The sequence below is a fragment of the Microbacterium sp. NPDC056736 genome (genome assembly GCF_042790415.1).
Taxonomy (GTDB): domain Bacteria; phylum Actinomycetota; class Actinomycetes; order Actinomycetales; family Microbacteriaceae; genus Microbacterium.
Genome location: NZ_JBHTZE010000003.1, coordinates 225516 through 248493, shown reverse-complemented (window position 1 = coordinate 248493; position 22978 = coordinate 225516). Strand labels below are relative to the sequence as shown.

General features: G+C 72.6%; 22 protein-coding genes and 1 tRNA gene. 10 read left to right on the top strand and 13 right to left on the bottom strand.

Translation table 11 applies throughout. The annotated features are described in order from the left end of the window. The first annotated feature begins 66 nt into the window (after positions 1-66). On the top strand, positions 67-1614 hold the full coding sequence (locus tag ACFRAL_RS08550) for a Re/Si-specific NAD(P)(+) transhydrogenase subunit alpha (protein WP_378881733.1): 1548 nt from the start codon (positions 67-69) through the stop codon (positions 1612-1614). Then, positions 1611-3026, top strand: a complete 1416-nt coding sequence (gene pntB, locus ACFRAL_RS08545) for a Re/Si-specific NAD(P)(+) transhydrogenase subunit beta (RefSeq protein ID WP_378881730.1) — start codon at positions 1611-1613, stop codon at positions 3024-3026. Before ACFRAL_RS08550 ends, pntB begins: the two co-directional genes overlap by 4 nt. A 43-nt stretch (positions 3027-3069) precedes the next feature. Here the strand turns inward: pntB and ACFRAL_RS08540 are convergent, their stop codons facing one another. Further along, positions 3070-3426 carry an Lsr2 family protein gene (locus tag ACFRAL_RS08540; RefSeq protein ID WP_336396582.1) on the bottom strand — a complete coding sequence of 119 codons (357 nt, stop codon included), beginning with the start codon at positions 3424-3426 and terminating at the stop codon, positions 3070-3072. A 166-nt stretch (positions 3427-3592) separates the two neighbouring features. Further along, complete coding sequence (locus ACFRAL_RS08535; RefSeq protein WP_378881727.1) at positions 3593-4498, bottom strand: response regulator transcription factor; 906 nt, start codon at positions 4496-4498, stop codon at positions 3593-3595. A 140-nt stretch (positions 4499-4638) separates the two neighbouring features. On the opposite strand from ACFRAL_RS08535, the gene ACFRAL_RS08530 reads away from it, so the two are divergent. Then, positions 4639-4995: a DUF485 domain-containing protein gene (locus tag ACFRAL_RS08530; RefSeq protein WP_378881724.1), complete on the top strand. Its 357-nt coding sequence runs from the start codon at positions 4639-4641 to the stop codon at positions 4993-4995. Beyond that, positions 4992-6605 (top strand): cation acetate symporter, encoded by a 1614-nt coding sequence (locus tag ACFRAL_RS08525; RefSeq protein WP_336396580.1) that lies wholly within the window; start codon positions 4992-4994, stop codon positions 6603-6605. The genes ACFRAL_RS08530 and ACFRAL_RS08525 overlap by 4 nt, the downstream gene beginning before the upstream one ends. A 55-nt stretch (positions 6606-6660) precedes the next feature. Here the strand turns inward: ACFRAL_RS08525 and ACFRAL_RS08520 are convergent, their stop codons facing one another. Next, positions 6661-7206 (bottom strand): methylated-DNA--[protein]-cysteine S-methyltransferase, encoded by a 546-nt coding sequence (locus tag ACFRAL_RS08520; RefSeq protein WP_378881719.1) that lies wholly within the window; start codon positions 7204-7206, stop codon positions 6661-6663. Positions 7207-7369: 163 nt separating this feature from the next. Here ACFRAL_RS08520 and ACFRAL_RS08515 point away from each other — a divergent pair, with 163 nt between their 5' ends. Together ACFRAL_RS08515 and ACFRAL_RS08510 are read left to right on the top strand one after the other, a co-directional pair. Next, positions 7370-11161 carry an AAA family ATPase gene (locus tag ACFRAL_RS08515; protein WP_378881716.1) on the top strand — a complete coding sequence of 1264 codons (3792 nt, stop codon included), beginning with the start codon at positions 7370-7372 and terminating at the stop codon, positions 11159-11161. After that, on the top strand, positions 11148-11348 hold the full coding sequence (locus ACFRAL_RS08510) for a hypothetical protein (RefSeq protein WP_378881713.1): 201 nt from the start codon (positions 11148-11150) through the stop codon (positions 11346-11348). Before ACFRAL_RS08515 ends, ACFRAL_RS08510 begins: the two co-directional genes overlap by 14 nt. A 96-nt stretch (positions 11349-11444) precedes the next feature. Here ACFRAL_RS08510 and mscL read toward each other — a convergent pair whose 3' ends face one another. Genes mscL through ACFRAL_RS08495 form a run of 3 tightly spaced genes read right to left on the bottom strand, consistent with a single transcriptional unit; the run spans position 11445 to position 12810 of the window. Beyond that, entirely contained in the window at positions 11445-11867 is a 423-nt protein-coding gene (gene mscL / locus ACFRAL_RS08505; protein ID WP_336396576.1) for a large conductance mechanosensitive channel protein MscL, read from the bottom strand. A 44-nt stretch (positions 11868-11911) separates the two neighbouring features. Next, positions 11912-12193: an FmdB family zinc ribbon protein gene (locus ACFRAL_RS08500; protein WP_336396575.1), complete on the bottom strand. Its 282-nt coding sequence runs from the start codon at positions 12191-12193 to the stop codon at positions 11912-11914. 20 nt (positions 12194-12213) lie between these two features. Then, positions 12214-12810, bottom strand: a complete 597-nt coding sequence (locus ACFRAL_RS08495; protein ID WP_378881709.1) for a 5-formyltetrahydrofolate cyclo-ligase — start codon at positions 12808-12810, stop codon at positions 12214-12216. Positions 12811-12892: 82 nt separating this feature from the next. Between ACFRAL_RS08495 and galU the strand changes: the two genes are divergently transcribed. The 4 genes from galU (at position 12893) to ACFRAL_RS08475 (ending at position 15724) form a co-directional block, all read left to right on the top strand. Next, positions 12893-13780, top strand: coding sequence for a UTP--glucose-1-phosphate uridylyltransferase GalU (gene galU / locus ACFRAL_RS08490; protein ID WP_336396573.1), 888 nt, complete (start codon positions 12893-12895; stop codon positions 13778-13780). 23 nt (positions 13781-13803) lie between these two features. Continuing rightward, a complete protein-coding gene (locus ACFRAL_RS08485; RefSeq protein WP_336396572.1) occupies positions 13804-14433 on the top strand; it encodes a GNAT family protein in 630 nt (209 codons plus the stop codon). Positions 14434-14559: 126 nt separating this feature from the next. Continuing rightward, positions 14560-15585, top strand: coding sequence for a large exoprotein (locus ACFRAL_RS08480; RefSeq protein ID WP_378881705.1), 1026 nt, complete (start codon positions 14560-14562; stop codon positions 15583-15585). A gap of 66 nt (positions 15586-15651) precedes the next feature. Next, positions 15652-15724 (top strand) — tRNA-Ala (locus ACFRAL_RS08475). A 63-nt stretch (positions 15725-15787) separates the two neighbouring features. Here the strand turns inward: ACFRAL_RS08475 and ACFRAL_RS08470 are convergent. From ACFRAL_RS08470 to hemE, 7 genes are all read right to left on the bottom strand, one after another. Further along, the gene (locus tag ACFRAL_RS08470; RefSeq protein ID WP_378881702.1) at positions 15788-16702 is read right to left on the bottom strand and encodes a macro domain-containing protein; all 915 of its coding nucleotides are present in this window, start codon (positions 16700-16702) and stop codon (positions 15788-15790) included. Positions 16703-16769: 67 nt separating this feature from the next. Next, positions 16770-18086, bottom strand: coding sequence for a glutamate-1-semialdehyde 2,1-aminomutase (gene hemL, locus ACFRAL_RS08465; protein WP_336396569.1), 1317 nt, complete (start codon positions 18084-18086; stop codon positions 16770-16772). Further along, the gene (gene hemB, locus ACFRAL_RS08460; protein ID WP_378881699.1) at positions 18083-19060 is read right to left on the bottom strand and encodes a porphobilinogen synthase; all 978 of its coding nucleotides are present in this window, start codon (positions 19058-19060) and stop codon (positions 18083-18085) included. Before hemB ends, hemL begins: the two co-directional genes overlap by 4 nt. Beyond that, positions 19057-19974, bottom strand: coding sequence for a hydroxymethylbilane synthase (gene hemC, locus ACFRAL_RS08455; RefSeq protein WP_378881696.1), 918 nt, complete (start codon positions 19972-19974; stop codon positions 19057-19059). The genes hemB and hemC overlap by 4 nt, the downstream gene beginning before the upstream one ends. Continuing rightward, positions 19971-20654: a hydrogen peroxide-dependent heme synthase gene (gene hemQ, locus ACFRAL_RS08450; RefSeq protein WP_378881694.1), complete on the bottom strand. Its 684-nt coding sequence runs from the start codon at positions 20652-20654 to the stop codon at positions 19971-19973. Before hemQ ends, hemC begins: the two co-directional genes overlap by 4 nt. Positions 20655-20709: 55 nt before the next feature. Next, entirely contained in the window at positions 20710-21915 is a 1206-nt protein-coding gene (locus ACFRAL_RS08445; RefSeq protein ID WP_378881691.1) for a protoporphyrinogen/coproporphyrinogen oxidase, read from the bottom strand. Continuing rightward, positions 21908-22966: a uroporphyrinogen decarboxylase gene (gene hemE / locus ACFRAL_RS08440; RefSeq protein WP_378881688.1), complete on the bottom strand. Its 1059-nt coding sequence runs from the start codon at positions 22964-22966 to the stop codon at positions 21908-21910. The genes ACFRAL_RS08445 and hemE overlap by 8 nt, the downstream gene beginning before the upstream one ends. Positions 22967-22978: the final 12 nt, after the last annotated feature.

Genomic DNA, 22978 nt, shown 5'->3' with positions numbered 1-22978 from the left:
GAGGCGTCGACGCGCGCACACCGAAGCGCTCGTCCGATCCGCGTCGCACCAGATCCAGAGGAACGCATGACCCGCATTGGCATCGTCGCCGAAGCGCCCGGCGAGAACCGGGTGGCCGCGACCCCGACCACTGTCCCGAAGCTCATCGGCCTCGGCTACGACGTCGTCGTCGAAGCCGGCGCCGGCGCCGCGTCGTCGTTTCCCGACGCCGCGTACGCCGAGGCCGGCGCGACGATCGTCGACGACCGCACCGCGTGGGCGTCGCCGATCGTGCTGAAGGTGGACGCGCCGACCCCGGCCGAGATCGGCCGGCTGGCCGACGGTGCGACGCTGGTCGCGATGCTCAGCCCGGGACTGCGCCCGGACCTCGTGGAGTCCCTCGCGACGCGGGGGATCACCGCGATCGCGCTCGATGCGGTGCCGCGCATCTCGCGGGCGCAGTCGATGGACGTGCTGAGCTCGATGGCGAACATCTCGGGGTATCGCGCCGTCGTCGAGGCCGCCCACGAGTTCGGCCGCTTCTTCACCGGCCAGGTGACCGCGGCGGGCAAGGTGCCGCCGGCGAAGGTGCTCGTGGCGGGCGCCGGTGTCGCGGGGCTCGCGGCGATCGGCGCCGCGTCGAGCCTGGGCGCGATCGTGCGGGCGACCGACCCGCGGCCGGAGGTCGCCGACCAGGTCGCGTCGATCGGCGGGGAGTATCTCGCGGTCATCGTGCCCGACGAGGCCGCGCAGGCGTCGGCAGACGGCTACGCCAAGGCGACGAGCGAGGCCTATGACCGGCGGGCGGCGGAGATCTACTCCGAGCAGGCCGCCGATGTCGACATCATCGTCACCACCGCGCTGATCCCGGGCAGGCCCGCGCCTCGCCTCATCACGGCCGCGGATGTCGCGACGATGAAGCCCGGGAGCGTCATCGTCGACATGGCGGCGGCGCAGGGCGGCAACGTCGAGGGCTCGGTGGCGGGGGAGCGGGTGGTGACCGAGAACGGCGTCGTGATCCTCGGCTACACCGACCTGCCGGGGCGCCTGCCCCAGCAGGCGTCGCAGCTGTTCGCCACCAACCTCGTCAATCTGGTCAAGCTCCTCACACCCGGCAAGGACGGCAGACTCGTCCTGGACTTCGACGACGTCGTGCAGCGCGGGGTCACCGTCGTGCGCGACGGCGCCGTGACGTGGCCGCCGCCTCCCGTCCAGGTCTCGGCCGCCCCCGCCGCCAAGCCCGTCACCGCCGGGTCGGCGGTCGCGCCGAAGCCGCCGATGTCACGTGCCAGGCGGACGGGGCTGATCGTCGCGGGCATCGCCGCGCTGTTCGCGGTCTGCGCGTTCGCGCCACCGCCCCTGCCGCAGCACTTCCTCGTGCTCACGCTCGCGATCGTCGTCGGCTTCTACGTCATCGGTCACGTCGCCCACGCGCTGCACACGCCGCTCATGAGCGTCACCAACGCGATCTCGGGCATCATCGTCGTCGGGGCGATGGTGCAGATCACGCTGCCCGATCTCACCGTCCAGATCCTGGCGGCCGTCGCCGTGCTGCTGGCCAGCATCAACATCTTCGGCGGGTTCGCCGTGACGCGGCGCATGCTGGCGATGTTCCAGAAGGACCAGGCCCGATGATCGGCGTCGCGGGAGCGGTCGCCGGCGCCGCCTACATCGTCGCCGCCCTGCTGTTCATCCTCAGCCTCGCGGGTCTCAGCAAGCACGAGACGTCCCGCCGAGGCGTGACGTACGGCATCGTCGGCATGACCGTCGCCCTGGCCGCCACGGTGTGGGCGACCGCGGCCGGCGCGTGGGGCGACGCGTCGGCGACCACCGGGCTCGTGCTGCTCGTGGCCGCCGTGGCGGTCGGCGGCGCCATCGGGCTGTGGCGGGCGCGCCGGGTCGAGATGACCGGGATGCCGGAGCTCATCGCGCTGCTGCACTCCTTCGTCGGCCTCGCCGCCGTCCTGGTCGGGTGGAACGGCGCGCTGTACGACGCGGGCCTCGAGGGGGCGCTCGCCGACATCCATCACGCCGAGGTCTTCATCGGCGTCTTCATCGGCGGTGTGACTTTCACCGGATCCATCGTCGCCTTCCTGAAGCTGTCGGCGCGCATCTCGTCCACGCCGCTGATGCTGCCGGGCAAGAACGTCCTCAATGTGGGGGCGCTGGTCCTCTTCCTCGCCCTGACCGTCTGGTACGTGATCACGCCGGAGCTGTGGCTCCTCGTGGCGGTCACCGCGCTCGCCCTCGCCCTCGGCTGGCACCTCGTGGCCTCGATCGGCGGCGGCGACATGCCCGTCGTCGTCTCGATGCTCAACAGCTACTCGGGGTGGGCGGCCGCCGCCGCCGGCTTCCTGCTGAACAACGACCTGCTCATCGTCACCGGCGCCCTCGTCGGCTCGTCCGGTGCCTACCTCAGCTACATCATGTGCAAGGCGATGAACCGCTCGTTCCTCTCGGTCATCGCCGGCGGCTTCGGCATCGAGGCGCCGCGCTCCGGCGAGCAGGACCACGGCGAGCACCGCGAGATCGACGCCGAGACGGCCGCCGACCTGCTCGCCGGGGCATCGTCGGTCGTCATCACGCCGGGCTACGGCATGGCCGTCGCACAGGCGCAGCACGGGGTCGCCGACCTGGTGCACCGGCTGCGCGAGCGCGGCGTGGACGTGCGGTTCGGCATCCACCCCGTCGCCGGGCGGCTTCCGGGGCACATGAACGTGCTCCTGGCCGAGGCGAAGGTGCCGTACGACATCGTGCTGGAGATGGACGAGATCAACGACGACCTCTCGCGGGTGGACGTCGTCCTCGTGATCGGCGCGAACGACACCGTCAATCCCGCCGCAGCCGAGGATCCCGGCAGCCCGATCGCCGGCATGCCGGTGCTGCGGGTATGGGAGGCCGCGAACGTGATCGTCTTCAAACGCTCGATGGCGTCCGGATATGCGGGCGTGCAGAATCCGCTGTTCTATCGCGAGAACGCGCAGATGCTCTTCGGCGATGCCAAGGAGAAAGTCGACGAAATCCTCGTGCAGCTTTCGCGCACGTGAAAGAGGTGCGGATCAGCCGCTGAATTCCGTCGGCAGGCGTGCGTCAGTGCGCCGCTTCATAAGCCTCGAGAACGGATGCCGGAACCCGGCCCCGATCCGAGACCTGATAGCCGTTCTTCTTCGCCCATTCGCGCACCTGGCTGTAATCCTGCTGCCCGGTGCGGCGACGCCTGCGCCCCCCGCTCGACGCCGCTCCGGACGCGGCGCGCGCGGAGGACACGGTCCTCGCAGCGTTGATATAGCGTTCGAGGGCGCCGCGCAGCGCGGCGGCATTCTCGTCGGTGAGGTCGATCTCGTAGGCGACACCGTCCAGCGAGAACAGAACGGTCTCGCCTTCGCCGACTTCAAGAAGTGATCCGTCGAGGTCGTCGACGAGCTGATGCACGATTCTGCGGGCCATGGAAGGCACGATACGCGCATTCGTGTTGCGCGACTATCTCGCCGGCCGTCGTCGGTGGACAACTGCGCGAGGAATTATGCGGGCACCGCGAATTGCGCACCATTTCCCGCTCGAATTCATGGCGTCGATGGGATGCGAATTCAAAGAGTCGGGATGAGGAACCGGCTTACGGCAGGAGTCCGGCCCGGCGAGCCGTCACCACCGCCGCGTGCCGGGTCGAGGCATCCAGCTTCGCCATCGCCGACTGCAGGTACGACTTGACCGTGCCCTCCTTGAGCTCGAGGGTCGCTGCGATCTCGGCGTTGGTGGAGCCCAGCGCGGCGCACGCCAGCACGTCGACCTCGCGCGGCGAGAGTCGCACATCGAGGTCGATCGCAGGCTCCGACGCGTCGTGCGACAGAGCGGCGAGGCGGGTCTCGAGCCGGGCGAGGCGGACGCGCAGCTGCGGGTCGTCGACGATCGCCGCGATGCTGCGCAGCTCGGCGTACGTCTCGCGCAGCTCCTCACGGGCCGAGGCCGCCAGGGCGACGGGTTCGGTGCGCGCGGGGGAGAGGGCCAGTCGGCGCTGCACCTCTTCGCGGATGCGGAGTTCACTCGAGAGCTCTTCGGCGACGGCGAAGGCGGGCCGCGCGACGACGTCGCCGACGGGCGACTCCGCCCGGGAACCGCAGTAGATCACGCCACGCGCACGGTCGCCCACCATGACGGGGACCGCGAAGAGCGTCGCGATGCCCTCGCCGAGAACGGCGCGGTCGTAGTCGTGGGTGATGCTCTTGGAAGACCCGTAGTCCAGCGCGAGCCGCGGACGCTTCTCGACCAGCGCGCGACCGCCCAGCCCGCGCGTGGCCTGCACGACCAGTCCCTGCAGGCTCGGCGTGCGCGCGCCGTGGATGGCGGAGATGTGGACCGCATCGCCCACGGCGAAGCCGCCGAAGGCGACGGGGAAGCGGGTGCGGCGCACGAGCTCGGCGACGGCGTGGTCGAGCGCGCTCGCATCGCCGGCGTCAGCGCCGAGCGCCCCCGTGCGCGTGCGATCGGGGGTGGCTGCGCGGTGTGGAAGAGACGCGCCCACGACTACCTACTTCCGGGGGTGACGGCGTCCTCGCCGTTTTTCGTAGCGTCGACCCTACCACCGGGCGCACGGGCTCACGTGGGCCGGGTTCCCCCCGATCAGGCGCGATGCCGCGCACATCCATGAGGCAAGGAGGCCACATGTCCGAACCGACGACCGAGACCGCTCCGCCGGGCGACATCGACTACATCGCGGTGGAGGGGTCACCGCGATTCGTCGAGCTGAAGCGGCGTCAGCGCGGGTTCGTCTTCCCGCTCGCGATCGCGTTCCTCGTCTGGTACTTCGCGTACGTCCTGCTCTCGTCCTTCGCCCGCGACTTCATGTCGCAGCGCGTGTGGGGCGACATCACGGTCGGGCTGCTGTTCGGGCTCGGGCAGTTCGTGACGACGTTCGCCATCACCATGACGTACGTCTGGTACGCCAACCGCAAGCTCGACCCGATCGCCGAGGAGATCCGCGAGGACCTCGAGCTGCAGGAGCAGGAGGCCCGCGCATGAACGACGTCCTCGGTGCCGTCCACGCCGCCGTGCAGACGGTGGAGAACAACCCCATCCTCAACATCTCGATCTTCGGCGCGTTCGTCGCGGTGACCCTCTTCATCGTGATCCGCGCCAGCCGCAACAACAGCACCGCCGCGGACTACTACGCCGCGGGCCGCTCGTTCACCGGGCCGCAGAACGGCTTCGCGATCTCGGGGGACTACCTCTCGGCGGCCTCGTTCCTCGGCATCTGCGGCGCGATCGCGATCAACGGCTACGACGGGTTCCTCTACTCCATCGGCTTCCTCGTGGCCTGGCTCGTGGCATTGCTGCTCGTCGCCGAGCTCATGCGCAACACCGGCAAGTTCACGATGGCCGACGTGCTGTCGTTCCGCCTGAAGCAGGGCCCGGTCCGGATGGCGGCTGCCGTGACGACCCTGGCGGTGTGCTTCTTCTACCTGCTCGCCCAGATGGCGGGGGCGGGCGGGCTGGTCTCGCTGCTGCTGGGCATCACCGAGCAGCTCGGCCAGTCGATCGTCGTGGCGGTCGTCGGCGTCCTCATGATCGTCTACGTGCTCGTGGGCGGCATGAAGGGCACCACGTGGGTGCAGATCGTCAAGGCGTTCCTGCTCATCGGCGGCGCGCTCGTCATGACGATCTGGGTGCTCGCGATCAACGGCTTCAGCTTCAACGCCCTGCTCGAGAGCGCGGTCGCCGCGTCGCCCAAGGGCGAGGCCATCCTCGGACCGGGCCTGCAGTACGGCGCGAACCCGTGGGACTTCATCTCGCTCGCGATCGCGCTGGTGCTCGGCACCGCGGGCCTGCCGCACGTGCTCATGCGCTTCTACACGGTGCCCACCGCCAAGGAGGCGCGGCGCTCAGTGGTCTGGGCGATCTGGCTGATCGGCCTGTTCTACCTGCTGACGCTCGTGCTCGGCTACGGCGCCGGCGCGCTCGTCGGGCCGGAGCAGATCGCTGCGGCACCCGGCGGTGTGAACTCGGCGGCACCGCTGCTGGCACTGCAGCTGGGCGGCCCGATCCTGCTCGGCTTCATCTCGGCGGTCGCCTTCGCGACGATCCTCGCGGTGGTCGCGGGCCTCACCATCACCGCCGCGGCGTCGTTCGCTCACGACATCTACGCCAACGTGGTGAAGAAGGGCGACGTGCCCCCGGACGGCGAGGTCAAGGTCGCCCGTCGCACGGTGATCGTCATCGGCGTCCTGGCGATCCTCGGCGGCATCGGCGTGCAGGGGCAGAACGTCGCGTTCCTGGTGGCGCTCGCCTTCGCCGTCGCGGCATCGGCCAACCTCCCGACGATCCTCTACTCGCTGTTCTGGCGGGGGTTCACGACGCGCGGCGCGGTGTGGAGCATGTACGGCGGCCTCGCCGCCGCCGTGATCCTCATCTTCCTGTCGCCGGTGTTCTGGGGAGGCGAGACCAGCGTGTTCAAGACGGGCACGCCCATCTGGCCGCTGAACAACCCGGGCATCGTGTCGATCCCGCTCGGGTTCTTCCTCGGCTGGCTCGGCTCGGTCACCTCCCGCACGGCGGAGAGCCGCACCAAGGCGGCCGAGATGGAGGTGCGGTCGCTGACGGGCTTCGGCGCCGAGAAGGCCACGCACCACTGACCGGCGACCGCGGGTCCGGGCGGAATCCGCCCGGACCCCGCGGCGTGCGGGCGGCCTACACGCCCGCTACCGGAGCAGGCGGGATCGCGAGGCCCTGCTCGAGTTCGACGAGGTACCGCTTCACCTCCGGGCGCCCGCCGTACTCGCCGAGGGACCCGTCGGCCCGCACGACACGGTGCACCGGGACGACCACCGAGAACGGCGTGGTCGCGCACGCCGTTCCCACCGCCCTGGCCGCTCGGGGAACGCCCGCCGCGATGGCCACCTCGCCGTAGCTCGCCGTCTCGCCGTACGGGATGTCGCGCACCGCCTGGAGGGCCGCACGCGTGAAGCCGCGCACGAGCCGCCAGTCCAGCGGGAGGTCGAACTCCCGTCGCCGTCCCTCGAAGTACTCGTCGAGCTGCAGCGCGACGTCGTCCAGCGCCGGCCCGTCGTCCGGGACGGGGTGCGCGCGCAGGCGCAGCCCCACCCGCTCCAGCTCGCCGCCCAGCGGGCCGTCGAACGGGTGCAGTGTCACGATGCCGTCGTCGGCGGCGACGATGAGGATGTCGCCCACGGGCGAGGGGTGTACGCGGTAGCGCGGCGGATCCGAGGGGGTCATGTGATCATCCTGGTCCTCGCGACGGACGCGGCGGCGGGACGCCTGGCGGCATGGGGGGAATCGCCCCGAGCGGGCGCCTGTGGAGGAGCGGTGCCTGCGTGGCCCGGTTCAATACCGCGAAACTCAGGTCCATTGCAAGAGCCGGGCGAGCCGCGCGCTTAGGGTGTCTCGTGTGTGGCGAGGAGAACGGAGCGCCGTGCTGGGCGCGGAGAACGCCGAGCGCGGGCACGACGTGACCCCCGGCGACCTCGGCCTCGCCGAGCCGGGCGTCACGGTCGCGCACGTCGCCGATCCCGAGCGCGACCGGCTGCGTCTTCAGGCCGCGACCCTGGGCGGCAGGTCGACGCTCCTGCATTTCACCGACGGCCACGACGCCGCCATCGAGATCACCAAGGCGCACCCGGGGAGCCTTCCGCAGTTCATCACGGGGCGCTCGACGCTGCTGTCGAACCTGTTCCGGGACGAGGTCGCTCTGCGTAACGCGCGGCTCGCGGCCGAGCGCATCACCGCGAAGGACCAGGAGCTGCGCACGACGCGCGGCCTGGACGCGGTGCGGCTGGCCGTCGGGCTCGCGAACTGGCGGATCGGCGGCCTCTCCTGCAGCGCCCCCGTGCTGCTGCGGCCGCTCGCCATCCGGCGGCACCACGGCGACTTCGAGCTCAAGCTGCACGGATCGTTCTCGGTCAACCCCGAGCTGGTGCGCGCCATGCGCACGCACTTCGGCATCGCGATCGACGCGGGCGCGCTCGCCGCGCTCGCGCACGACGGCGGCGTCTTCAAGCCGCAGCCGGTGATCGACCACCTCCGTGCGCTGACCGCCTCGATCGACAGCTATGCGGTGAAGCCCCGGCTGCTCGTGTCCACCTTCGCCGACGTCGGCGGTGCGATGGCGTCCGACGCGGCCGACCTCGACCACCGGGTGCTCAACGCCCTGGCCGGGCACGTCGCCGACCGCGAGACCATCACCGCCCGCCGCGGCGGCCTCGAGCCGACCAACCCGGACGAGCGTCCGCCCGCCGCCGACACGCTGCTGCTGGACGCCGACTCCGAGCAGGAGCGGGTGCTCGCGCGCATCGCCGACGGCCAGTCGCTCGTCGTCCACACCCTTCCGGGCACGGGCGGCACGCAGACGGTCATCAACGCCGTCGGCGCCCTCGTCCGCGACGGCAAGCGCGTGCTCGTCGTGAGCGCCCGGCGGTCGACCCTCGACGGCGTGCGGCACCGGCTCGCCGGCATCGGGCTCTCCGGCCTCGCCGTGTCGCCCGACCGGCTCCAGCGCGATCTCATCCGCGCCATCGGCCGCAACGAGAAGGCGCAGGCGCCGAAGGTCGCCGACATCGACGACGCCCTCGTGCGGCTGCGGGGGGTGCTCCGCGACTACCGCGCGGCCGTGACGGCGCGGCATCCGTCGTTCGGGGTGTCGGTGCTGGAGATCCTGCGCGAACTCGCCGCCCTCGCCGAGCGGGGCGTCGCGCCGGCCACCGAGGCCCGGTTCGACGCGGAGGCACTCGCGAACCTCGCCGACAAGCGCGCCGAGGCCGCCGCCAAGCTGGCCGCGGCGGCGCGACTCGGCGAGTTCCGCTTCGGCCCCGATGACTCGCCGTGGTACGGAGTGAGCTTCGACACCGTCGAGCAGGCCCGCGGGACGCACGCGCTCGCGGGCAAGCTCCACCGCAGCGACGTGCCGACGCTCCTCGAGCGCGGGTACGAGATGATCGGCCAGACGCGCATGCGCCCGTTCCACACGGTCGCCGAGCTCGGCGTCTACCTCCGGCTGCTCCGTGGCATCCGCGACTCGCTCGACAAGTTCAGCCTCACCGTGTTCGAGCGGCCGCTCGGCGAGCTCATCCGGGCCCACGCGCCCCGCCGCGACACGCCGGAGATGAGCGGCGCCAACCGCCGCCGCCTCCGCCGGCTGTCGCGGGAGTACCTGCGCCCGGGCGTGCACGTGCCCGACATGTACGAGGCGCTCGTGCGCATCCAGCAGCAGCGCACCGAATGGCAGCGCTACGTCGACCCGGGCGTCACCCCCGAGGTGCCGCTGGGCCTCGGCGACGTCCAGGTCGCGTGGCAGCGCGTCGACGCGGAGCTGGGCGAGCTCGACGCCGCGCTCGGCCGCGACGGCGCCGACCGGCTCGCGACCATCCCCGTCACGAACCTCGTGCGCACGCTCGCCGGCCTCGCCGCCGACTCCGACGTGTTCGACAACCTGAAGGAGCGGGCGACGCTGCGCACCGAGCTCGCCGCGCTCGGGCTCGAGCCCCTCCTTCTCGAGCTCTCGGTCCGCCATGTTCCCGAGGACCAGGTGGCCGCCGAGCTCGAGTACGCGTGGTGGCAGTCCGCGCTCGAGGTGCTGCTGCGCACAGATCGCGCGGTGCTCGGCGCCAACACAGCCGTCGTCGACCGGCTGGAGAGGGACTTCCGCCTCGTGGACGAGGCCCACGCCGCGGCATCCGGCCCGCTCCTGGCCGCCCACCTGGCCACGCAGTGGCGCATCGGCATCGTCGATCACGCCGCCGAGGCCGACGCGCTCAAGCGTGCGCTGAAGCGAGGCACGATCACGCCCGACGAGCTCGTGACCGTCGCGCCGGCGCTCTCGCGCACCCTCGCGCCGGTCTGGCTGGCCTCGCCGTACGAGGTCCCCCGGATCCCGGAGGCAGCAGGATTCGATGTGGTGGTGCTGGCGGATGCCGGAGCCCTCTGCCTGGCCGAGGCCGCTCCGGCCCTGCGCCGCGCGGGCCAGGTCGTGGCGTTCGGGGATCCCGTCACCCAGAAGCCGACGCCGTTCGGCGTCGCGTCGGTGTACGTGGGGCAGGCGCCCGCGGCTGCGACCTCGACGAACGGAAACGGCACCGGCCCCGTGGCGGTGCCCGACGCCCCCGACGAGGTGCCGTTCGATGCGACGAGCGTCTTCGAGCGGCTCGCGGAGCTGTTCCCCGTCGAGACCCTCACCCGCAGCTACCGCGCCGGGGGAGAGGATCTCGCCGCGCTCGTGAACGAGGCGTTCTACGGCGGCGAGCTCGTGTCGCTGCCGTGGGCCGGCTCGTACCTCGGGCGGGGCAGCCTCGCCGTCGACTACGTCGAGGGCGGCAACGGCACGCCCGACCCGATCACCGGGGCCGTCGAGAGCCCCGACGCCGAGGTCGCGCGGGTGGTGACGCTCGTCGTCGAGCACGCCGTCAACCGCGGCAGCGAGTCGCTCATGGTGGTCACCGCCAGCGTCCGGCACGCCGAGCGCATCCGCGCGGCCGTCGAAGCCGCCTTCGCCGGCCGCTCCGACGTCGCCGACTTCGTCTCGCGCGACACGGCGGAGCCGTTCGCGGTGCTGACGCTCGAGGAGTCGGTGGCCGAGAGCCGCGACCGCGTGGTCTTCTCGCTGGGCTACGGCCTCACCAAGCACGGCCGTGTGCTGAGCGACTTCGGCGACCTGTCCACGCCCGACGGCGAGCGGCTGCTCACCGTCGGGATGACCCGGGCTCGCCGCTCGATGGTGATCGTGTCGTCGATCCGCCCGTCGGCCTTCGATGACGGGCGCCTGGAGTACGGCGCGGCGACGCTGATGTCGATCCTCGGCGGCATCGCCGCCCGCTCGCGCGAGGCGCGCCTCGAGGACCTCGCCGACCCCCTCACACGCGCCCTGGCTCGCGAGCTGCGGCGCGCCGGACTCTCGGTCGACGTGCACTACCGCGGCCTGCTGCCGCTGGTCGCCCAGTACGACGGCAAGGCGGTCGTGGTCGAGAGCGACCCCGAGACGATCGGCGAGTCGCTGCGCGAGTCGCTGCGGCTGCGCCCGCAGATCCTGCGCCGCCTCGGCTGGCACTACGTCCGCGTGCACTCCTTCGACCTGTATCGGGACCCGGCCGACGTCGCCCAGCGCATCGCCGCGATGCTCGGTGTGCCGCCAGACGCGCCGCGGGTCGACAGCGAGACCCAGCCGCTCGATGTCCTCGAGTGACCGCCAGCGGATCGAGCGGGTCGCGGGCGCCCGCCGCGCGAAGCTGACGCCTGCGCCCGGGTCCACCGCGGAGCCCGTCCCCGCGGACGAGGAGGCGGATGCCGCGTCCCGGCCGGACGCGGCATCCGATGGCTCCCCGGGACCGAACGACGAGCGCCTCCGTCGCGACGTGCCCCCGCACTATTGACGCGAGACGGGTCGATGCGAGGGACGAGCGTTGACGCGGCTCGGGTCACGATCGAGTAGCGAGGGACGAGCGTATCGAGATCTCGCGCGAGACGGCTCAGCGCGGCTGCGCCGGGCCCTGGCTCTGGAGGAGGTCGCGGATCTGGACCAGGAGCTCCTGCTCGGTGGGCAGCGGCTCAGCGTCGGGCTGGCCGGCGCCGGCCTTCGCGGCCTGCTTCTCCTTCCAGTGGTTCATCGGCATAACGAACACGAAGTAGACGATCACGGCGACAGCGAGGAAGTTGATGAGCGCGCCGATGATGGCACCGATGGCGAAGGTCGACGTGCCGCCGGAGAGCGTCGGCACCTCCCACACCCACGCGCTCAGGTCGCCCACCTGGAAGATGACGCCGATGAGCGGGTTGACGAAGCCTTCGACGAGCGCGTTGACGATCGCCGTGAACGCCGCGCCGATGACGACGGCGACGGCCAGGTCGATGACGTTGCCGCGGAGAATGAACTCCTTGAATCCCTTGATCACGATGAACCCCCGGGGTCGTGGATCCCGCGACGGGCGCCGGACGTTCAGGATCCGGACGACGCGGGCGAGGCCTTCGCCTCAGGCTTCGATGATGTCGTAGCGGGTGCCGCCCCGCCACCCGACGCGTCGGATCCACCGGACTTCGCGCCCGCGCGGGAATCGGTGCGGTAGAAGCCCGAGCCGTTGAAGGTCACGCCGATCGAGCCGTACTCCTTGCGCAGCGGCCCGCCGCATTCCGGGCACTCCGTCAGGGTGGGGTCGGCGAAGGACTGCACCGCGTCGAAGCGATGACCGCACTGCTTGCAGGCGTAGGCGTAGGTGGGCATGTGTCTCTCGGTGGGTTCTGTCAGCGCCGGGTGGGCGCGAGGGTGATGGTGCGCGTGGGGGTCACCACGCCGGTGACCGGCTGGTCGTGGACGTCGCTGGGCAGCTCGTCGAGCACCTCCGAGTCGTAGACCACGGCGTAGACCGGCGGGCACCGCTCCATCGAGCCGAGCGTCTTGTCGAAGAAGCCGCGTCCCCAGCCGAGTCGCATGCCGGACTCGTCGACGGCGGCGGCCGGGATGACGAGCAGGTCGACGTCGTTGACGGCGATCGGCCCGAGCAGCTCGCCCACCGGCTCGGGCAGCCCGTACATGCCCTCGGCGATGTCGCCCTCGGGGGTGGCCACCGCCCAGTCCAGCAGGCCGTCGGCACGGGTCACCGGGAGGAGCACGCGGATGCCGCGGGCGACGGCATCCGTCACGAAGGACCTCGTCCCGGGCTCGGCCGTGGTGGACAGGAAGCAGGAGATCGACCGCGCGCCGTGCTCGGCGACGAGGGCGTCGAGCTGCGCGTGGATGCCGGCCTCGGCCGCTTCGCGGGCCTGGTCGGACAGCAGCTGCCGGCGCTCGCGCAGCTCGGCGCGCAGTGCGCGTTTCGCGTCGGCGATCGCGTCGGACATGACGTCGATTCTACGTGGCGCGAATCGTAACGGGTCCGCACGCCGGGCGGGGCCGTGTCGGACGCCCCTCTAGACTCAGGTCATGCCCCATACTCCGATCAAGGCCGTCATCCCGGCCGCCGGTCTCGGCACCCGCTTCCTCCCCGCAACCAAGGCGATGCCCAAGGAGATGCTCCCCGTCGTCGACAAGCCGGCGATCCAGTACGTCGTGGAAGAGGCCGCGCAGGCCGGGATCGACGACATCCTCGTGATCATCGGGCGCAACAAGAACGCCATCTCCAACCACTTCGACTCGGTGCCCGAGCTCGAGGAGAAGCTGAAGGACAAGGGCGACGTCGATCGCCTGCACCGTGTGCTGGAGTCGAGCGACCTCGCCGACATCCACTTCGTGCGGCAGGGCGAGCCGAAGGGTCTGGGGCACGCGGTGCTGCGTGCGAAGGCGCACGTCGGCGACGCGTCGTTCGCGGTCATGCTGGGCGACGACCTCATCGACGAGCGCGACGAGCTGCTGACCACGATGATCGCCGAGCACGAGCGCACCGGGGCGGCGATCATCGCCCTCATGGAGGTCGACCCGTCGCAGATCCACCTGTACGGCGTCGCCTCGGTCGAGTCGACCAACGGCGACGGCGTGGTCAAGGTCAACGGCCTGGTCGAGAAGCCCAAGGCCGAGGACGCCCCGTCGAACCTCGCGGTGATCGGCCGCTACGTGCTCTCGCCGAACGTGTTCGAGATCCTCGAGCGCACCGAGCCCGGCAAGGGCGGCGAGATCCAGCTGACCGACGCGCTCCAGGAGCTCGCGGCCGACCCCGACGGACCCGGTGTGTACGGCGTCGTCTTCCGTGGCCGCCGGTACGACACCGGCGATAGGGTGGACTACATCAAGGCCATCGTGCAGCTCGCGGCCGATCGTGACGATCTCGGCCCGGCGCTGCGTCCCTGGTTCAAGGAGTTCGCGGCGGGCCTCTGACGCCGCCCGTACGAGGGGGTCACGTGGATCTGACGGCTCCCCGCAGCCACGGATCGGTGGCGATCCGGCTGGTGCGTCAGCGCGACGCGCGCGTGCTGCAGAACGAGCTGCTGTCGAATCGCGGGTGGCTGCGCCCGTGGGAGGCGACGAGCCCCGACGGGCCGGTGTCGTTCGACATGCGTATGGGTGTGCGCCGGCTGCTGCAGCAGTATCGCGACGGCGCCGGGGTGCCGTTCGTGATGGAGTACGCGGGCGACATCGCCGGCCAGCTGAACGTGTGGGGCATCGCGCGCGGCTCGCTGGCCTCCGCCACGATCGGCTACTGGGTGAGCGAGCGCTTCGCCGGACGCGGGATCACGCCGACCGCCGTCGCGCTGGCCACCGACATCTGCTTCTCCGAGCTGCGGCTGCATCGCATGGAGATCTGCATCCGGCCCGAGAACCAGGCAAGCCTGCGGGTCGTCGAGAAGCTCGGCTTCCGCTACGAGGGGCTGCGACGGCGGTACATCCACATCGACGGCGACTGGCGGGACCACTACGCGTTCGCCCTCGTGCGCGAGGAGGTCCCCGAGGGCGTGCTGCAGCGGTGGGTGTCGGGCCACGCCCCGCAGGACGCCGCGACGATCCCGCCCGCCGACCGCCTGCACGCCTGAGCGCTCCGCGTCGCCCGCCGGGTGCGCGCCCCGGCGGATCCCGACGCTGACCCGGCGAAAACCGGCTTGCGTGACACGCGACCGGATGCCGCGGTCATCGGCATCCAGTCCCTTAGCGTGGGGTCTATGGATGGGCAGGTGCTGGGCGGGGGCGTCATCGTCCTCGTCGCCGCCGCCCTCTGGCTGATCTACCTGCTGCCGACGTGGCACAGCCGTCGCCAGTACGACGCCGCCGAGCGCAACGCCGTGCGCCTGAGTCAGGCGCTGCGCGTGCTCGCCGAGACGAGTGAGACTCCGGAAGAGGTGCGGCTCGAGCTCAACGCGCGCACCGCCGCCGCGCAGCAGCGGCTGGCCAGGCGGGCGCTCGCAGAACGCGAGCAGGCCGCCCTCGAGGGCGCCCGCGTCGAGCTGGAGCGCGCCCGCGCCGAGCGCGAGGCCGCCGAGGTGGCCGCCCGGCTCGATCGGGAGCGCACCCGTGCCGAGCGGGTCGCCGCCGAAGCCGCCGCCCGCGTCAGCCTGGAGCACGCCCGCGCCGAGCGCGAGGCCGCCGAGGCGGCCGCCCGTGCCGAGATCGCCGCGGCGCGCGCGCTTCCCGACGCGCGTCGTGCCCGAGCACGGCGCCGCTTCCGGCTCGTCGCGACGCTCGCCGGCCTCGCCGGCATCGCGCTGGCCGGGTGGGGAGTGTTCGAGACCCTCACCGCGGGAGCGCAGGCGCTGCTGTGGACCGGGGTCGGCATGGCCGCGGCATCCGTCCTCACGCTTCAGCGTCTGTCACGCGTCGCCTCACGCGCCGTGTCGAGGTCGGCGGATGCCGCGCCCCGACGCGCCGCCGAACTCCAGGACGTCGAGCTCGAGCGCGCAGAGCGCGCCTGGGAGCCGCGCGACCTTCCCCGGCCCCTCACGGCGTCGGCGGGTTCGCGGGCGGCCGCCGTGCTGGACGCGGAGGCCGCGCGTGCGGCGCTGCGGCAGGCGGCGCTGGAGCAGGCGATGCTCGCGCGTTCCGAGGCGCCGCAGCCCGCGCCGATCGAGGCGGCCCGCACCGCTCGGAGCGCCTCGGAGGGCAGCGTGTACGGTCGGATGGGGTACGTCGACGACGCCGAGATCGAGGCGCACGTCCGGCAGCTGCTGACCCGCCGCGCAGCCGGCCAGTAGACCCCTCGGCGGCGCCCTCGAGATTCGGAGCGGGTGGGCAACCGTGATAGTGTTTCTGAGGTTCAAGGGCCTGTGGCGCAGTTGGTAGCGCGCTTCGTTCGCAATGAAGAGGTCAGGGGTTCGAATCCCCTCAGGTCCACCGAGAGAGACCCCCGCACAGCCGGGGGTCTTGTCGTTTCCGGTGCCCCTCGCGCGCGAGCGGTCAGTCCGGCGGCGCCGGATACCGCTCCCCGCTGCCCCAGCCGATCTCCCACCCGGTGCGGTCGTCGAAGTAGTCGGCGAACGACACGGGAAGCCGGTGCTCGGGCTCGACGCGGGCGAGGAGTCCTTCGTACCACTCGGCGTACCGAGGGGCGTCCGCGCCGGCCGAGAGACCGGGCAGGGCCCGCAGGATGAGGTCGGCGACATCGCCGGCATCCGTCGTGGCGTCGACCACCCCGTCCGCGAAGGCCGTCCCGGCCGCGGAGGTGTAGCGGACGGAGGACGCCGGGTCGGCGGCATCCGTCAGCACCACCCGCCAGTGCATGCCCGACGGTGCGACGCCCGAGTGCACCCGCAGGCTGTGGAAGCCCCGCCGGTGCAGCTCGCGGACGCCCTGGAGGATCCGCACCGAGCCGGCCATGGCGAGCGCCGATGCGATCTCCTGGTGCGTGCCCGCGTCGTGCGCGACGAGCGACACCCGCTCGACTCCGGACGACGACGCGGCGATGGTGTCGATCGCCGCGGTGATGGCCTCGCGCCGGGGCCAGGCGTACACGCCGGCGCTGATGAGCGGGAAGGCGACGTGGCGCGCGTCCAGCTCGTCGGCGATCTCGAGCGCCCTGCGATAGCAGGATTCCAGCAGCGCGCGGTCGCGCTGTCCGGCGCCGTAGTTCGGCCCCACGGTGTGCACCACCCAGCGGGCGGGCAGGGCGCCGCCGCGGGTCCACCCCGCGTCGCCGGTGGCAAGGCCGTAGGGGAAACGCTCGATGCACTCCCGCAGGATCTCCGGTCCGCCGGCACGGTGGATCGCGCCGTCCACGCCGCCACCGCCGCGCATGGCGTTGTTCGCGGCGTTGACGATCGCGTCGGCGTCCTGGGTGGTGATGTCGCCGTGCACCGCGACGAGCTTCGTCATGCTCCCATCATGCGCGCCGCCGGGCTCGCGCGTCCCCGGATCAGGAGATCGGTCGGACGCGCACCCGTCAGGCGGGCGTCGCCTCGGCCGCAGCCCGGGCAGCCGCGGGGAGCGCCTCGACGATGCGCGACACGGCGGCGTCGTCGTGCGCGGCCGAGACGAACCACGCCTCGAACACCGATGGGGGCAGTGACACGCCCTGCTCCAGCATCGACCGGAAGAACGGCGGGTAGCGGAACGTCTCCTGCGCCTTGACGGTGTCGTAGTCCGTCGGCGGGGTCTCGGCGAACTGGATCGAGAAGAGGCTGCCCGCGCGCTGCACGACGTGCGTGACGCCCGCGTCCGAGAGTGCGGATGCCGCGGCCTCCGCGATCGTCGCCGCGGCGGCGTCGATCCGCGCGTACGCGGCCGCGTCGAGGTGGTCCAGCGTCGTGCGTCCCGCCGCGACGGCGAGCGGATTGCCGCTCAGCGTGCCCGCCTGGTACACCGGCCCGAGCGGGGCGAGGAGCTCCATCAGCGCGGCCGGGCCGCCCAGCGCGGCGAGCGGGAGGCCGCCGCCGACCACCTTGCCGAACGTGATGAGGTCGGGGGAGAACGGCACCGGGTCGATGCCGTACCACCCGGCCGGGCCGACGCGGAAGCCGGTCAGCACCTCGTCGAGGATCAGCAGTGCTCCGTGCGCGTGCGCGATGTCGGCGAGGGCGGCGTTGAACCCGTGGGCCGGCGGCACGATGCCCATGTTGGCGGGCGCCGCCTCGACGATCACGGCGGCGATGTCGTCACCGCGGGCGTCGAACACCTCGCGCACGGCGTCGAGGTCGTTGTAGGGGATGACGAGCGTCTGCGCGGCGATGGCGGCGGGGACCCCCGCCGATCCGGGCAGCGCGAGCGTCGCGACACCCGATCCCGCGTCGGCCAGCAGGCCGTCGGAGTGCCCGTGGTAGTGGCCGGCGAACTTGACGACGAGGTCGCGGTCGGTGGCGCCGCGCGCGAGGCGGATCGCGGTCATCGTCGCCTCGGTGCCGGTCGACACCAGCCGCACCCGCTCGACGGGGGCGGCGGCACCGTCCCGGCGCACCCGCGCCGCGATGAGCTCGGCCAGCTCGGTCTCGCCCGGCGTCGACGCGCCGAAGCCGAGGCCTCGGGCCGCGGCATCCTGCACCGCCTTCACGACGGCGGGGTGGGCGTGCCCGAGGATCGCCGGCCCCCACGAGCCGACGAGGTCGACGTACTCGCGACCCTCGACGTCGGTGACGTAGGGGCCCGACGCCGACACGAAGAAGCGCGGTGTCTCGTGCACCGAGCCGAACGCGCGCACGGGCGAGTTCACGCCGCCGGGCATCGCGCCGCGGGCGCGGGCGAACTCCTGCTGATTCGTCGTCATCGGATCCACTCCGCAAGCTCCAGGGCCCAGTAGGTCAGCACGGCGTCGGCGCCGGCGCGGCGGATGCCGATCACCGACTCCTCGATGGCGCGGCGGCGGTCGATCCAGCCGTGCGCGGCGGCCGCCTCGATCATGGCGTACTCGCCCGACACCTGGTACGCCCAGACCGGCACCGGGCTCGCGGCCGCGGCGTCGGCCAGCACGTCGAGGTAGCTCATCGCGGGCTTCACCATGACGATGTCGGCGCCCTCGGCGATGTCGAGATCGAGCTCGCGGGCACCCTCGCGGCGGTTGGCGGGGTCCTGCTGATAGGTGCGCCGATCGCCCTCGAGCGAGGACTGCACGGCCTCGCGGAACGGGCCGTAGAACGCCGAGGCGTACTTCGCCGCGTACGCGAGGATCGGGGTGTTCCCGTAACCGGCGTCGTCGAGCGCGTCGCGCACCGCGGCGACCTGGCCGTCCATCATGCCCGACAGGCCCAGCAGCTGCGACCCGGCCTCGGCCTGGGCCACACCCATCTCGCGGTATCGCTCGAGGGTCGCGTCGTTGTCGACGTAGCCGTGGGCGTCGAGCACGCCGCAGTGGCCGTGGTCGGTGAACTCGTCGAGGCAGAGATCGGTCTGCACGACGAGCGCGTCGCCCGCCTCGGCGGCCGCGATGCGCGTCGCGACGTTCAGGATGCCGTCGGGATCGGTCGCGCCGGAGCCCACCGCGTCCTTGTGCTCGGGCACGCCGAACAGCATGATGCCGCCGATGCCGGCGGCCGCGGCATCCGCCACCGCCTGCCTCAGGCTCTCGGTCGTGTGCTGCACGACGCCGGGCATGGACGAGATGGGGACCGGTTCGCCGGCGCCCTCGCGCACGAACATCGGGAGGATCAGCTCGGCCGGGTGCAGCCGCGTCTCGGCGACGAGGCGACGCATCGCCGGGGTGGCGCGCAGGCGGCGGGGACGGTCGGCGGGTGCGTACGTCACGGGCGTTCTCCCGTCAGGCCGGCCGCGCCGGCGTCGAGCAGCTCACGGGCGACGGATGCCGCGACCTCGCGCGGCGGATCGCCCTCGTACTCGGGCCACGTGGTGGCGTGCGACGACGTGAGCCTCGTCGCACCGTCGAGGCTGTAGACGCTCGCCGACAGCAGCAGGAGTCCGGCGTCGACGACGGCGCGCGCGCCGACGGGCGCCGAGCAGCCGGCCTCGAGGAGGGCGAGCACCTCGCGCTCCGCCTCGACGGCGGCGCGGGTCTCGCGGTGGTCGAGGGCGTCGACGAGGTGCTCCTGGCCGCGGCGCACCTCGATCGCGAGGGCCCCCTGGCCGGGCGCGGTGGGCCACGCGTCGGCGTCGAGGTACTCGGTCACGACGTCGGTGCGGCCGACGCGACGGAGCCCGGCGGCGGCGAGGATGACGGCATCCAGCTCTCCGCCGCTCACCTTTCCGAGGCGCGTGTCGACGTTGCCGCGGATGTCGACGACGTCCACATCGGGGCGGCGCGCCCGCAGCTGCGCCATGCGGCGGGGCGAGCCCGTCCCGATGCGCGCGCCGGCGGGAAGCTGCTCGAGCGTGAGCCCGTCGCGGGCGCACAGCGCGTCCCGCGGGTCCTCGCGGACGGGGATCGCGGCGACGACGAGCTCGTCGTGCGGTGCGGTGGGGAGGTCCTTGAGCGAGTGAACGATGACGTCGCACTGGCCGGCGAGGAGCGCGTCACGGAGCGCGCCGGTGAACAGGCCCGTCCCGCCCGCGCGTGACAGCGGCTCGTTCGAGCGGTCGCCGTCGGTCGTGATCGTGACGAGCTCGGTCGTGACGCCGGTGGCGTCGGCGAGGTCGTCGGCGACCATGCCGGTCTGGGCGAGCGCCAGCGCACTGCCCCGCGTGCCGATGCGGAGCGAGGTCACGCCAGCACCTCGGCGATCTCGGCGAGGTCGATGCGGCGGCCGGTGTAGAACGGCACCTCTTCGCGCACGTGGCGTCGCGCCTCCGTCTGGCGGAGGTCCCGCATCAGGTCGACCAGCGCGACCAGCTCCGGCGCCTCGAGCGCGAGGATCCACTCGTAGTCGCCGAGTGCGAAGGAGGCGACGGTGTTGCTCAGCACGGAGCGGTGCGCGGCGCCCTTGCGGCCGTGGTCGGCGAGCATCTGCCGCCGCTCCTCGTCGGGCAGGATGTACCAGTCGTACGAGCGCACGAACGGGTAGACGGTCAGCCAGGCCTCCGGATCCTTGTCGCGCATGAAGGCGGGCAGGTGGCTGGCGGTGAACTCGGCGTCGCGGTGCACGCCCATGGCGTTCCAGACCGGCAGCAGCGACCCGAGCGGCTCGGCGCGGCGCAGTGTCCGCAGCGCGGACTGCAGCGCCTCGGGTGCGATCCCGATGCCGGTGAGCCAGATCATGATGTCGGCGTCGGCACGCAGCCCCGAGACGTCGTAGAACCCGCGGACGACGACTCCGGATGCCTCGACCTCGGCCACCGCGGCCGTCAGATCGCCGGCCGGCGCGGGCCGGGAGGGGTCCCGGCGGAAGACCGCCCACAGGGTGTAGCCGAGGGTTTCAGAGGGGGTGGTCGCCGGGACATCGGTCATACCCTCTATCCTTCCACTCCTCGCGGGGAGCGTTTCCGGTGGCGCCGTCCGAGGCTCAGCGGGCGAGCAGCTCGGCGGCGGTGCGCTCGGCGTGGGCGATGAGGCCCGCCAGGCCCGACCCGGCGACCGTCTCGCCGACGACCGTGAGCCCGGCGGGCGGGGTCGCCGCCGCAGGCCGCACCCACGAGACGTGTGCGGTGCCGACGACGACCGGCAGCGGCACGCCGAGGAGCGTCTCGGCGTCGGCGCGCGCGGCGGCGACGGGATCGGCCGGGGTCGCGTCGTACGACAGGCGCAGCACGTGGCGGCCGGCGGCCGCCTCGCGCAGCCACTCCCATTTGGCCGTGGCGTGGGTCAGGGCGCGTGCGCCCACCGGTGCCCCCGCCGCGACGAGCAGTCCGGTGCCGCGGGGCGCGGCATCCAGTCGGTCCTGCTCCACGACGAGCGTCACGAGATCGATGCGTCGACCGGGGGCGGCGGGCGCCGCGAGGCGGGGCGCGGCGACGACCACGGTGCCGCCCAGCGTCGCGAGATCGCCGACGGGCGTGGAGAGACGGATGTCGCCGCCGTGGCGGGCGACATCCTCGGCGAGGGCCGGCACGACGCGGTTGATGCCCCCGCGGATGCCCGCCACCGCCGCACCCGGCGCTGCGGTGGCGCGGAGCCGCGCGACGGCGCCCCCGAGCGATCCGGCGCTGGTGAGGGCCTCGGGCAGCCCGGGATGCGCGCGGGCGACGGGCAGCTCGTCGGGATGCTGCGAGTGGACGCCGTGCACGACGGGCGCCACGAGGAGATCGAGCACGTCGTCGCCGAACCGCTCGCGGACAAGGGCCCCGAGTGTCGACGGCACTGCTGCTCCCCACGGGCGGGCATCGAGCTCGACCGTGCGCTCTGCGGCGGGGCGGCCGACCACCCGCACCACGTCGTCGGCGAGCGGGTCGGACGGGATGCCGAGGAGCGCGGTCGCCGGCAGCGGCACGGCTTCGCCGACCACGGGCTGCAGCCACGCCGGCCAGGGGGCGGGGGCGACGATGTCGTCGGCCAGGCCCAACTCCGCGAGCAGGGCCGCGACGACCCCGCCGCGGACGGCGAAGCTCTCGGCGCCGGCATCCAGCGCGATGCCGGCCACGTCGTGCCTCGCCACGGTTCCGCCGAGGCGATCGGATGCCTCGAACAGGGTCACCGCCGCGCCCGAGGCCGCGAGCCGGCGGGCGACGACCAGACCCGCGACGCCGCCTCCGACGACCGAGAAGTCAGTCATGCGCGTGGACGAACTCCACGATGCGTGTGAGCACCGCCGGGTCGGTGTCCGGGGGCACGCCGTGCCCCAGGTTCACCACGTGGGCCCGCGCCGCCCGCCCGCGCTCGAGCACGTCGACGATGTGCGCCTCGAGCACCGGCCAGGGCGCGCGCAGGAGAGCGGGGTCGATGTTGCCCTGCACCGAGACGCCGGTCCCGAGCCGGCGGACCGCCTCGTCCAGCGGCAGGCGCCAGTCCACGCCGACCGCGTCGACGCCGACGTCGCGCATCGCGGCGAGGAGCTCGCCGGTGCCGACACCGAAGTGCACCAGGGGCACGCCCAGGTCGCGCACGGCGTCCAGCGCGCGGACGGAGAACGGCGCGACGTGCTGCGTGTAGTCGGCGAGGCTCAGTGAGCCCGCCCACGAGTCGAACAGCTGCCCGGCCGAAGCGCCCGCCTCGATCTGGGCCGCGAGGAAAGCGCCGGTGATCTCGGCGCACCAGCCGAGCAGCGCGGCCCAGGTCTCGGGATCCGAGTGCATGAGCGCGCGCGTCCTGAGCTGCTCCTTCGAGGGGCCGCCCTCGACGAGGTACGACGCCAGCGTGTAAGGGGCTCCGGCGAAGCCGATGAGCGGCGTCGTGCCGAGCTCGGCGACGGTGAGGGCCACGGCCTCACGGATCGGAGCGAGCGCTGCGGGGTCCAGCGGCGGGAGGTTCGCGACATCCGCAGCCGTCCGCACCGGGTTCTCCAGCACAGGACCGCGGCCCGCGACGATGCGCACGTCGACGCCCGACAGGCGCACGGGGATCACGATGTCGCTGAAGAAGATCCCCGCGTCGACACCGTGCCGCCGCACGGGCTGCAGCGTGATCTCGCTGGCGAGCTCCGGGTTCAGGCACGCGTCGAGCATGTCGGTGCCCACCCGCAGCTCGCGGTACTCGGGCAGTGATCGGCCCGCCTGCCGCATGAACCACACCGGGGTCGGGGTCGGCCGCTCGCCGCGATACGCGCGTATCAGCGGCGGGGGATCGTTTCTCTGAAGGACGGAAGGGTGAGAGTCATGCAACAGCACACGTTAAGATTA